Genomic DNA, 12,207 nt, shown 5'->3' with positions numbered 1-12,207 from the left:
ACTATTATTGATAATGCAACGAAACACGCTCCCGCAAAATAATATCTCTATTGTTTTCTCAATAGCCTTTTTCGGGTCGGGACTGCCATAACGTCGAATGCGCTCCGGTGTCATCCGGGGGAAACCCTTCGTCGGCGCGACCGTTGGAGTAATAATAAAGTGCGACCGATTTCCGCCACAAGTCGGGCGGACCCGCTATCGGCTCAGGCTGACCATGGTAGGAATCGCTGGTGGTCGAAAAAATTACCATCCTGTTGAAGACAGGAAGAACGCGCTGGATGCAGCCCTTCATCTCTCGATCCCACAACTCCAGCCAACCGCCATTTTCATCCGTCCAGCCTTCGTTGAGGTAGACGAGGAGATTCAGACGCCGATCGACTTTGAAAAACGGATGCTTGTTAAAATCGGCATGGATTGCAAGTTTTCCACCAGTCGCCGTGGCGTGCAACCCCCCTCCGAACATGTATGGATCGGGCATCAAGCCCCACATGCCAGTAACTTTCTCCAATGTCTTTAAGAAAGATGGGCCCGCCATCTCCGCAAAAAACTTCTGAGTGAAAGGACCGAACTTGGTTTTCCAGGTTGTTCCAAATTTTTTCTTCACATAAGTGCCGTCGTCGTGAAGCTCGGAGTCATTCCCCGACGAAGGCCACTCCTGCAAAATCATGCGCAGCATGTCGTTATTAAAAATATTGTCGATCACGAGATGTGGGAACGGGGACACCGAACGATAATTATCGATCTGCTCAAGACGGGCGATGCCATCTGGCGCGAAGATGCTCATCTCGGTTCCGGGAATGGAAGCTGCGACTTCCGGCTTGACGGTCTCAGAATTCAGCATGAGGCATCACGCAAGGCTATGAGGTGAAAGGCCATATGACGCCGCAGGTATAAGGTACGGTCGGCGGATCGTCGAGAGTTATGTCGGCTCGGTCGACTCGACCGAACACTTCCAGATAAAAATAGAAAAAATTTCTTCAACGATTTTCCCAGAAACTCGCGAAAAGAATAGAGTCTGTGAGACAAAGCACTTCTTCCGAGCACCCGACGATCGCGTGCATCGCTAAACAGACGGAGGATTAGGTGACCGAAGCCTGCATCGACGCGGCCCGGCCTTGATGGCTTCCGTACATGCCGGGCGCTGGCAGGCGGCGATGGCAAGCCCGGTCGGCAGGACGGAGTGGCCGCAGTCCTCAGGACGCACGACGTAGCCGGAGTTCCGCGAGCGACCTCACTCCACGTCATCCGGTCCCGCTTCATCCCCCGCCCCCTGCTCCAGCCGGCGCAGCAGGTCGAGGAGCGCGCTCCGTTCCTGCGGGTTCAGGAAGGCGGCGATGCGCTCCTCGTGGGCGGCCTCGCGGCGGTGCAGCTCGGCCATCAGGGCCTCGCCGGCCTCCGTGAGGAAGAGGGATTGCGAGCGGCGATCGGTCGGGTCGGGCTCGCGGCGCACCAGGGAGCGGGCTTCCAGCTCGTCGAGGAGCGGGCCGATATTCGCCCGCTTGATGCCGATCGCCGCGCCGACCTGGCTCGGCCGCAGGCCAGGGCTGCCCTCGATCACCGTGAGCACGCCGAGCTGGCTCTGGCGCACGTCGAGATCGGCGAACAGCTCGACGAAGCTGCGCGAGACCGCGACCTGCGCCCGCCGCAGGGTGTAGCCGATCAGGCCTTCGAGGCGGGCGAGGCCCGGGGAATCATCGCTCGGCAACGCTGGACGGGCTCTCGGTCGACCGTGGAACCAGATCCGCCACCTGCCCGCGATCGGGCCCGGGCGCAAGCCGGGAGGCCGCGCCCGGGGTTCCGGGATCAGCCCGCGGCGCCCTCCCGGTCCCACGCGGCCTCGACCTCCAGCGACTGCCTGTCCCGCTTGCAGGTGGCGAGCGCGGCGTCGCGGCCCTCCTCACGGTAGGTCACGGCGAAATCGCCCTTGCCGACATCGCCCTCAACCCGGACATCCTCCGCCGAGCCGGCATGGCCGACATAGCGCAGGCTGGTGCCGTAATGGCCGCTCCAGAAGAACGGCGTCTCGGCAAACGGCGCCGTCTCGCCCGAAGCCGCCCCTACCAGGAGCGCGCGGGCGACGTGCTGGCCCTGGCGCTGGGCATGGACCCAGTGCTCGACCCGCAGGCGCCGCCCGCTCCTCGGATCCGGATAGGCGGCGACGTCGCCGATGGCGTAGATTCCGGGCGCCGAGGTGGCGAGACGACGATCGACCGCGATGCCGCCGCCCTCGTCCTTGCCCGCCAGCGTCAGGCCGGCGGCCTCGGCGAGGTCGGTGCGCGGCGCCACGCCGGTGCCGAGCACCACGAGGTCGGCCTCGATCCGGCTGCCGTCGTCGAGGGCGAGCGCCGTCCCGTCGAAGCCCGTCACCTTGCGGCCGAGGCGGAAGATGACGCCCTTGTCCGCATGCAGGCCCTGGACGAAGCGGCCGACCGCCTCGCCGAGGATGGTGGCGAGCGGTATCGCCTCGGGCGCCACCACCGTCACCGCCTTGTCGCGAGCGATCATCGCGGCGGCGACTTCGAGGCCGATGAAGCTCGCGCCCACCACCGCGACCGAGCGGGCCTTCTCGGCCGCCGCGATCAGGGCGTCGGCGTCCTCAAGGCTGCGTAGGGTGTGCACGTTCGGACGCTCGAAGCCCGGCACGTCCGGCCGAAGCGGCGCGGCGCCCGTGGCGATCACCAGGGCGTCGTAAGCCAGGCGCTCGCCGCCCGCGGTCACGATCTCCTCGGCCCCGAGATCGATGGAGACCACCCGGTCGCTCAGGTAGCGGGGGCCGTCGCCGCCGTAGAAGCCTTCCGCGGCAAGCCGCGTCTTCCCGCGCGGCGCCTTGCCGGAGAGATATTGCTTCGAGCAGAAGGTGCGGTCGTAGGGCGGATCGGGATCGTCGCTCACCAGGGTGACGGCGGCGCCGTGGCCGGCCCGGGCCAGCCACTCGGCGCAGGCATGTCCCCCGGCCCCGCCGCCGACGATGACGACCTTGCCGGGGACCTGTACCCCCTTGCCGGGGGATTTGGCCGCGGCCTCGCGCCGTCCGGTCACGGTGATGCGGCCGTCGCGCTCCTCGGCGCGGTAGCAGGGCAGCGGATCGAAGGCCGGGGCGCCGACCGCCTCGCCGGTCTCCAGGCTGAAGCGGGCATGGTGCCAGGGACAGCGGATCTCGCCCTCCGCCACGATGCCCTTGGCGAGCGGAGCCCCGAGATGGGTGCAGCGGGCGCCGATCGCCGTCACCACGCCGTCGCGGCGCAGGAGCAGCACCTTGTCCTCGCCGAGGGTCCCCTCGACCATCGCCCCCTCGGGCAGGTCGCCCGACGGGATTCCGCGCGCGAAATCCGGTTTGTCCTGCTTGTCCTGTGTCTCAGCCATGGCCCGCCCTCAGCATCGTCGCTGCATCGTCGGCAGGCAACGCGCGGGTGCCGTAACGGTGCCTTCAGCCGATTCCATCGATATCGAGCAGGAGGCGCTTCGGACCGCGCAAGGACGCGCCGGGCCGGTAGGGCGGCGGGTCCTCGGCGAGGCGCGGCCCGCTGAGCCGGGCGGTCAGCGCCGTCAGAGCGGCCTCGGCCTCGATCCGGGCGAGCGGCGCGCCGACACAGTAATGCAGGGCGCCGCCGAAGCCGAAATGCTGGTTGTCGGTCCGGTCCGGATCGAAACGATCGGGATCGGGGAAGCGGGCCGGATCGCGGTTGCCGGCGGCAAACAGCAGCACCAGCGGCGCGCCCGAAGGGATCACCGTGCCGGCGATCGGGATCGGCGCCCGCGCGATCCGGGTGCGGAAATGCACCGGCGGCTCGTAGCGCAAGAGTTCCTCGATCACCCGCGGCGCCCGCTCCGGGTCGGCGCGCAGGCGCGCCAGTTCGTCGGGATGGCGCAGCAGCGTCAGCATCCCGTTGGTGATCAGGTTCACGGTGGTCTCGTGGCCGGCGATCAAGAGCAGGATCGCGGTGGCGATCAGGTCGGGATCGCTCATCCGCCCGGCCTGCGGGTCCTTGGCGGTGGCGAGCCCGGAGAGCATGTCGTCGGCCGGCGCCCGGCGCTTCTCGCGGACCAGGTCGCGCATGTAGTCGGCGATCGCGTCGAAGGTCTCGGTGTTGCGGGCGCGCAGGTCGGGGTCGTTGCGGCTCTCGGGCTCGAGCGCCGTGGCGAGCTGCGTCGCCCAGGCGTGGAAGCGCGGCTCGTCCTCGCGCGGCACGCCGAGGAGCTCGCAGATCACCGTGACGGGCAGCGGATAGGCGAGGTCGTCGACGAGGTCGAAGCGGCGGGAACCGGCACAAGCGTCCAGGCACTGCGCCACCAAGCTTTCCGTGCGCCGCTTCATGCCCCGCACCCGCGCCACCGTGAACTGCGCCATCACCTGGCGGCGCAACAGGCCGTGGTCGGGGGGATCGCGGAAGATGAAGGGGCGGTGGCGGTCGGTGATCCAGTCCTTCAGCGGGTTGACGATCCAGTCCTTGACCGGGTTGCCGGTGGCCGGATGCTCGGCCGGCGGCAGGTCCTCCGAGCTGACCCGCGGATCGGCGAGGAGGGCGCGGATCGCCTCGTAGCCGCTCGCCACGAATGTCCCGTCGTCCTGGCGCGCCACCGGATGGGCGCGCAGGCGGGCATAGAGCGGATAGGGATCGGCGCGGTGGGCGGGATCGCGGACCTGCGCGAACAGGGTACCGTCGGGGGTCTCGGTCATGATTGATCGCCTCGAGCGGTCGCGGGCGCCGGCAGGCCCGGCGATACCGGATCCGGGTCCGGCTGGTCGGCGCCGCCGGTGATCGGCGGGAAGGGCGCGCCGTCCCGGATCGGGCCCTCATAGGCGGGGAGCCAGCGCCCGGCATCGACCGAGACCGCGGCGATCGTCCGCCCGGCCCGGCCGTAGACCGCCAGGAACCGGCCGGTCCGCGGGCTGCCCTGCACGATCGCCACCGCGTCGGCCCCCTCGGTGAGGCCCAGCGACTTGATGTTGAGCCCGAACTGGCTCGACCAGAAGGCCGGCAGCTCGGCATAGGCGCCGGCCGCCTCCGGCCCGTCCAGCATCGCCCGGGCGGCGTGCGCGGCCTGCGCGACGGCGTTGCCCCAATGCTCCAGGGCGACCGGGCGGCCGCCGTAGAGCGGGTAGGGTACGCGCGCCACGTCGCCGGCGGCGAAGATGTCCGGGACCGGCCGCCCCGCCTCGTCGAGGGCGCGGCAGGCGGAATCGCAGGACAGCCCGCCCTCGTCGGCCCGGAGGCCGGACCCGGCGAGCCAGTCGGTGTTGCGCACGGCGCCCAACGCCACCACGACGCAATCGGCCTCGATCGTCCCGCCATCGTCGAGCCGGGCGCGCCGCATCACACATTCTCCTTGGCCGTCGCCCTCGAGATGCGTCACCTGCACGCCGAGGCGCAGATCGACCCCCGCCGCCTCCATCCGCCCGGCGATGAAGCCGCCGATGACGCGGCCGAGCGCCTGGGCGAGGGGCGCGGGCGCCGGATCGACCACCGTGACCGGCAGCCCGAGGGCGCGGATGCTGGAGGCGACCTCGCAGCCGATGAAGCCGGCGCCGAGAATCAGCACCCGCTTCGGCCGGGCCGCGAGCCCCGCCGCCAGGGACGCCGCATCGTCCCGGCTCCTGAGGGTGTGGATGCCGGACAATCGCGCCTCCTCGGGCTTCGGCCAGGGCCGGGCGCGGGCTCCGGTGGCGATCAGCAGACGGTCGAAGGCGAGGCGCTCGCCATTCGCCAGCAGGAGCGCCCGGCCGGCCCGGTCGAGGCCGCGCGCCTTCGCGCCGAGGCGCCACTCGGCCTCCACGGTGCCGACACCCGGCAAGGTGGTGGCGCCGGGCGCGATCTCGCCGGTGAGGACGTGCTTCGACAGGGGAGGGCGGTCGTAAGGGAGGTGGGGCTCGTCGCCGACGAGGATCAGGCGGCCGGCAAATCCGTGCGCCCGCAGGGCTTCCGCGCCGCGCAGACCCGCGAGCGAGGCGCCGGCGATCACGATCGTCCCGTCCCTCACGCCGCGCGCTCCGCCGGAGCGCGATCGTGCTCGACCCGGATGGCGCGGACCGGGCAGGCCTGCACCGCCCGGTCGACCGCCGCGCGGTCCGAGGCGGGCGGGGCCGGATCGTAGACCAGGATCTCGTCGCCCCGCAGCACGAAGCGGTCCGGCGCCGCGTAGCAGCACTGGGCATAGGCCTGGCAGCGATTCAGGTCGACGACGACGCGCATCCAGGCCTCTCCCGCACGATTCCCCGGTATCCGGCGGGAGAACCGCAGCGGCAGGACCGGGTTCCGGCCGCGGCCTCGCCCAATCGGGCAGCATGGCGATCGAACCCGCACGCGCTTGTTAGGTCGATCGATCTCTTGCTGGGGTTTTGTGATTTTTATCAACAGATAATCCTTGCCTTTTCGGGGACTGCGAACTTAAGGATAGGAAGCCGATTTTCAGTGATTCTCAGGGCGTTCCGGGATGGAAGAGACAGCCAACACTCACGAACAGATCGTCACGTTGACGGCCGATATCATCTCTGCCTATGTCAGCAGCAACCATTTGCAGAGCGCCGAGTTGCCGAAGCTGATCTCGGACGTCTATGGCGCCCTGAGCGAGATGGCCAAGGGGACCAAAGCTCCTCCCGAGCCGGTCCACCCCAAGGCGACCCCCGGGGAAATCCGCCGCTCGATCACCAACGACTTCCTGATCAGCTTCGAGGACGGCAAGTCGTACAAGACGCTGCGGCGCCACCTGACCTTGCGCGGCCTGACACCCGAAGCCTATCGCCAGAAATGGGGCCTGCCGCACGACTATCCGATGACCTCGGCGAGCTACTCCGAGCAGCGCTCCGAGCTGGCCCGCTCGCTCGGCCTCGGCCAGCAGCGCCGCCGCCCCGTACGGAGCGAGGAGGAAGAGGGGACCGAGGCGGTCGAGCCCTTTGCACCCGAGTCCTTTGCCCCCGAGACGCCGGCCGAACCGGCCGCTGCGCCCGAGGCTTCTCCTCCGGGCGAGGGCAAGCCGCGCCGCGGCCGTCGCGGCGCCTGAGGCAAGGATCGTCTCGCCGTTCCGCCGGGCGGCAGGGCGCTCTGGAGCCTCCTCCGAAAGATCAGGCGCTCAGATCGTCTCCTCCATAGGGGGCACAATGCGCCGTAGGAAGCTGTGCGGGTGCGGGAACGACGGGAAGCGCGTCTGAACCCTCCCCTCTGCGCCAGGGCTGTCCGGGGAAAGACGAGGCGCTGATCTTCCCCTCTCCCCGCGGGCGGGGAGAGGGCCGTGCCGCCGTTCAGGGGGCACGGCAAGCCCGAAGGGCGAGGGTGAGGGGGTCTCGACGAGTGAGGCTTCTCCGGCCCCCCCCTCACCCTCGCTCCGGCTTTCGCCTCCGCTCCTTTCGTCCCCGACAAGGGGGACGAAAGCCTCTCCCCGCCCGCGGGGAGAGGGGATTTCCAGCGCCTCGTCTTTCCCCGGACAGCCCTGCCCTCTGCGGGGGAGGGTGGCCTGCGGAGCAGGCCGGGAGAGGGGACGCCGCTTCCGGAGGCGACCATGATGAAGGGCGCTCGCTGGATGAGCGTCGCGCTGCCCCTCTCCGGCCCGGCCCACGCGTGCTTCGCACTCGCAGCCGGGCACCCTCCCCCGCAGAGGCGAGCGGATTCGCACATCTCGGTCTGAGCGCCGTCCCCTTGCGAAAATTGCGCGCCTCTCCTCCCCCGTCGATCTCGGGCAAGCCCGAGATCGACGGGGCCGTTGACCCAACTCGAATTTCCGACACCAAACCCAGAAGTCCGGGACCTCGGGCTTGGCGAAAATTCGAGATCGGAACCAGAGGTCGTTTTCAACGACCGTTGGTATAAATCCGCTAGACCGCAGAGGGGGGAGGGTTCTTGCGCACGGCCGTCGCTCCCGCACCACGCGACCTGCTGTGTCGCGTACCGCGATACGAGAGCGGGGATCTTGGCGCCTCGCCTGAGCGAAGCCGGTTTCCACATCGCGAAGCGATCAATCCGGAAACCGTATCACACGTCATTGCTCAGGCCCGCGCTGCGATGCAGGGAACGATCGGCCGGGGCCCATCGCCCGGGCCCTCGCACCGACCGTCGGCGTAGCTCAACGCCCCGCAGCCGCGGAGGCCAGGGCCTTGAAGGCACGGGCCACCGCGACCGCACCCGGATCCTCCACCCCGTCGAGGTCGGCGGCGGCGAGGTAGCTCGACCGGCCGGTGCCGGCCCGTGTCATCCGGGCGGTGGCGGCGGCTCCCGTTTCCGCCGCCCGCGCCGCCGCCGTCACGCCATCCTCGGACAGGGCCGCGAGGGCCGGCACCAGGGCGTCGAGCAGGGTGCGGTCGCCGGGCCGGGCGCCGCCATGGGCCTGGAGCCTGTCCGCCCCCCGGATCAGCGCCTCGGACCAGCCCAGCCCCTCCGCGAGGCCGGAACCGGCAGCGGCAAAGAAGATCGACATCAGTACCCCGCTCGATCCGCCGGCCACCCGGGCGAGGCGGTCGGAGAGCGCGCGGCACAGGGCGCCGGGCTCGGCCTGCGGCAGCCGGTCGAGATCGGCGAGCACGGCGCGGGCCGCCGCCGCGAAGGTGGTGCCGGTGTCGCCGTCGCCGACCCGCGCGTCGAGGGCGTTGAGGTCGGCTTCCGCCTCGATCCAGGCCGTGCAGACCGCCGTGATCGCACCTGCGACCGCGGGGTCGTGCGAGGGGGAGGCGGCCGAGCTTAGCCGCGCGACGCGATCGGGCAGGGGGCGGAGCGTCGCCGGCGTCACCGGCACCGCCAGCGGCCAGGCCGCCACCTCGGTCGCGGCTTCGAGCGCGTCCTGCGCCGCCGCGTCGAGAGGCATGACCGAGAGCGAGATGCCGTGCATGTCCAAAGCCGTCATCGCGGCGGTCGGTCCGAGGAGCAGGCGCACCCGGCGGCCGAGCGGCGTCGCCAGCACCGCGCCCGTCAGCACCTGCATCTCCAGGGCCGTGGTGCCGCCGAGGGTGTTGACGAGGAGGGCGAGCGGGCGATCGCCCGGCACGGCCTCGCCGAGGCGCGCCGTCATCAGTCGGGCGAGGTCGGCGGCCGGCGGCAGGGCGATGCGCTCGATGCCGGGCTCGCCGTGGATGCCGAGGCCGAGCTCGGCCTGGCCCGGCGCGAGGCGGGCTTCCGCCACCCCGCCCGGCATCGTGCAGCCCGAGACCGCGAGGCCGAGGGACTTGACCGCGGCGGCGGCGGCCCGCGCGGCCGCCGCGACCTCGGCGAGCGGCCGGCCGCCTTCCGCAGCGTGGCCCGCCACCTTGTGCACCAGGAGCGTGCCGGCGATGCCCCGGGCCTGCGCCGCCCCCGGGATGGCCACGTCGTCGGCGACCGTGACGGTCTCGACCGACAAGCCCATGGCTCGGGCGCGCTCGGCGGCGAGCCCGAAATTCAGCCGGTCGCCGGCATAGTTCTTGATGATGACGAGGCAGCCCGCCGGCCCGGTCACCGCCAGGATGCCCGCCAGCACCGCATCGACGGAGGGCGAGGCGAACACGTCGCCGCACACCGCCGCGGTGAGGAGGCCCCGCCCGACGAAGCCCGCATGGGCCGGCTCGTGGCCCGAGCCGCCGCCGGAGACGACCGCGACCCGGTCGGCCCGCCAGTCGGCCCGCAACACGACCCGGATCGCCGGGTCGCCGTCGAGGCGGGCGAGCCGCCCGCCGCTGCCCGCGACGAGGCCGTCCACCGCCTCCGCCACCAGCGCGGCGCGGTCGTTGATGAAATGGGCCATCCGGTCCTCCCCTGCGGCGCGGCGCGGCGCTCGCGGCCGATCCTGCCAAAAGCGTAGGCCTCCCGCCATGGCGGGAGAGCCGCGCGGGCCGGCGCCGAACGGCTTTGCCGAATCGGTCGCTTCGGGCGATAAGACGCGACTCGTCCGGGCCGGCCTTCGCCCGGCGCCCGAACCGACTTTCGAGACCCGCCGGGCCGTGTCGCAGCGGCGTAGAGCCCGACCTTGCCCAGGTGAACCCGCCGCCCGCCGATGAGTGACCCCCTCCCATTCCTGGCCGGCGGCGGCCGCGCGGCCGCGATGATCCGCGCGCGCGACTGGTCGAGCCACCCGCTCGGGCCCCCCGAGACCTGGCCCGAGGCCCTGCGCACGGCGCTCTCGCTGGTGCTGAACTCGCCCGAGAGCATGATCCTGGCCTGGGGGCCGGACCTGCACTTCTTCTTCAACGAGACCTACTTCCCGCTGCTCGGGCCCCGGCTCGACTGGGCGATGGGCGAGCGCTTCGACAAGGTCTGGGCCGATGGCTGGGAGCAGGCCAAGCCCATCATCGACGACGCCTTCGCGGGGCGCAGCCGGCGCTTCGTCGACCTGCCGTGGACGCTCGGCACCGACCGGGGCGAGGCCGAGACCTGGTGGACCTTCTCCTATTCGCGGGTCCTCGACGGCGAGGGCCGCGTCGCCGGCCTGTTCATCCTCACCAACGAGACCACCGCCCAGGTGGTCGCGACCCGGCGCCTGCGCGAGAGCGAGGCGATCGCCCGGGAGAACATCGAGCGGGTCCAGCTGGCGCTGGCGGCCGGCGCGATCATCGGCACCTGGTTCTGGGACCTGCCGAACGACCGCTTCACCGTCGACGAGGCCTTCGCCCGCAGCTTCGGCCTCGATCCGGCTCACGGCCGCGAGGGCTTGAGCCTGGAGCAGGTGATCGAGACGGTGCATCCGGACGACCGGGCCGGGCTGATCGCGGCGATCGACGCGGTGGTGATCCGCGGCGGCACCTATGCCCACCAGTACCGCACCCGGCGCGCCGACGGGCAGTATTACTGGCTGGAGGCGAACGGAAGGGTCGACCACGCGCCGGACGGCACGCCGCTGAGCTTTCCCGGCGTCCTCATCGACGTGAACGAGCGCCGCGCCGTCGAGGCGGAGCGCGACCGCGCCACAACGATGCTGCGGGCCCTGACCGAGACCCTGGAGCAGCAGGTGGCCGCGCGCACCGCCGAGCTGATGCGGGCCGAGGCGGCCCTGCGCCAGTCGCAGAAGATGGAGGCGGTGGGCCAGCTCACCGGCGGCCTCGCCCACGACTTCAACAACCTGCTCGCCGGCATCTCGGGCGCGCTCGAACTGATGCAGACCCGCATCGGCCAGGGCCGGCTCAAGGATGTCGACCGCTACATGGCGGCGGCGCAGGGGGCGACCCGGCGCGCCGCGGCGCTGACCCACCGGCTGCTCGCCTTCTCGCGCCGCCAGACCCTCGACCCCCGCCCCACCGACGTCAACCAGCTGGTGGCCGGGATGGAGGAGCTGATCCGGCGCAGTGTCGGCCCGGCGATCGAGATCGCGGTCGACGGCGCGCCCGACCTCTGGACCGTGCTGGTCGATCCGCCGCAGCTCGAGAACGCGCTCCTCAACCTCTGCCTCAACGCCCGCGACGCGATGCCCGAGGGCGGGCGCATCGCCATCGCGACCGCGAACCTGCGCCTCGACGAAGCGGCGGCCCGCGCGCAGGATCTGCCGCCCAGCGACTCCCTGCCGCCGGGCGACTACCTGTCGCTCGGCGTGACCGATACCGGGACTGGCATGGCCCCCGACGTGATCGCCCGGGTGTTCGAGCCGTTCTTCACCACGAAGCCGATCGGCCAGGGCACGGGCCTCGGCCTGTCGATGATCTACGGCTTCACCCAGCAATCCGGCGGCCAGGTGCGGATCGACTCGGAGGTCGGACGCGGCACCACCGTGCGCCTCGTCCTGCCGCGCCACCACGGCAGCTCCGAGGCGGATGCCGCACCCGCGACCCTCGCTGCGGCGCCCCGGGCCGAGCAGGGCGAGACGGTGCTGATCGTCGACGACGAGCCGACCGTGCGCATGCTGGTGACCGAGGTGCTGGAGGATCTCGGCTACACGGCGATCGAGGCGGCCGACGGCGCGGCGGGCCTCACGGTGCTGCAATCGGACGCGCGCATCGACCTCCTCGTCACCGATGTCGGACTGCCCGGCGGGATGAACGGGCGCCAGATGGCCGATGCGGGCCGCGTGCGGCGGCCGGGCCTGAAGGTGCTGTTCATCACCGGCTATGCCGAGACCGCGGCGCTCGGCACCGGCCGGCTCGGGCCCGGCATGCAGGTGCTGACCAAGCCCTTCGGGGTCGAGGCCCTGGCGTCACGCATCCGCGAGATGCTCGCCCGGTCCTGAGCGGGGTGGTCCATCGGGGCCCGCCCGACATGCGGCAGCCTGACGCGGGGTTACGCGAGGTGACATTGCGTTAAGCGCCCCGTGCTTGAACGGGAC

At 70.9% G+C, this 12,207-nt stretch carries 9 protein-coding genes; 2 read left to right on the top strand and 7 right to left on the bottom strand.

Annotated features, from left to right (window positions below; genetic code table 11):
• Positions 1-58 precede the first annotated feature (58 nt).
• The 6 genes from HBB12_RS01475 to HBB12_RS01450 form a co-directional block, all read right to left on the bottom strand.
• Positions 59-841: a 2OG-Fe(II) oxygenase gene (locus HBB12_RS01475; RefSeq protein ID WP_236987719.1), complete on the bottom strand. Its 783-nt coding sequence runs from the start codon at positions 839-841 to the stop codon at positions 59-61.
• 390 nt (positions 842-1,231) lie between these two features.
• Complete coding sequence (locus tag HBB12_RS01470) at positions 1,232-1,705, bottom strand: MarR family winged helix-turn-helix transcriptional regulator (RefSeq protein WP_236987718.1); 474 nt, start codon at positions 1,703-1,705, stop codon at positions 1,232-1,234.
• Positions 1,706-1,803: 98 nt separating this feature from the next.
• Positions 1,804-3,363 carry an FAD-dependent oxidoreductase gene (locus tag HBB12_RS01465; RefSeq protein WP_236987717.1) on the bottom strand — a complete coding sequence of 520 codons (1,560 nt, stop codon included), beginning with the start codon at positions 3,361-3,363 and terminating at the stop codon, positions 1,804-1,806.
• 64 nt (positions 3,364-3,427) lie between these two features.
• Positions 3,428-4,678 (bottom strand): cytochrome P450, encoded by a 1,251-nt coding sequence (locus tag HBB12_RS01460; RefSeq protein ID WP_236987716.1) that lies wholly within the window; start codon positions 4,676-4,678, stop codon positions 3,428-3,430.
• Entirely contained in the window at positions 4,675-5,979 is a 1,305-nt protein-coding gene (locus HBB12_RS01455; protein WP_236987715.1) for an NAD(P)/FAD-dependent oxidoreductase, read from the bottom strand. Before HBB12_RS01455 ends, HBB12_RS01460 begins: the two co-directional genes overlap by 4 nt.
• A complete protein-coding gene (locus HBB12_RS01450; RefSeq protein WP_236987714.1) occupies positions 5,976-6,191 on the bottom strand; it encodes a ferredoxin in 216 nt (71 codons plus the stop codon). Before HBB12_RS01450 ends, HBB12_RS01455 begins: the two co-directional genes overlap by 4 nt.
• A 241-nt stretch (positions 6,192-6,432) precedes the next feature.
• Here HBB12_RS01450 and HBB12_RS01445 point away from each other — a divergent pair, with 241 nt between their 5' ends.
• Positions 6,433-6,999 (top strand): Ros/MucR family transcriptional regulator, encoded by a 567-nt coding sequence (locus tag HBB12_RS01445; protein ID WP_236987713.1) that lies wholly within the window; start codon positions 6,433-6,435, stop codon positions 6,997-6,999.
• Positions 7,000-8,055: 1,056 nt separating this feature from the next.
• Here the strand turns inward: HBB12_RS01445 and HBB12_RS01440 are convergent.
• On the bottom strand, positions 8,056-9,702 hold the full coding sequence (locus HBB12_RS01440; RefSeq protein WP_236987712.1) for a dihydroxyacetone kinase subunit DhaK: 1,647 nt from the start codon (positions 9,700-9,702) through the stop codon (positions 8,056-8,058).
• Between the two features lie 249 nt (positions 9,703-9,951).
• On the opposite strand from HBB12_RS01440, the gene HBB12_RS01435 reads away from it, so the two are divergent.
• Entirely contained in the window at positions 9,952-12,111 is a 2,160-nt protein-coding gene (locus HBB12_RS01435) for a hybrid sensor histidine kinase/response regulator (RefSeq protein ID WP_236987711.1), read from the top strand.
• The last annotated feature ends 96 nt before the right edge of the window (positions 12,112-12,207 follow it).

It is taken from the genome of Methylobacterium sp. SyP6R (assembly GCF_019216885.1).
Taxonomy (GTDB): Bacteria; Pseudomonadota; Alphaproteobacteria; order Rhizobiales; family Beijerinckiaceae; genus Methylobacterium.
This window is presented reverse-complemented; position numbering and strand designations above follow the sequence as displayed.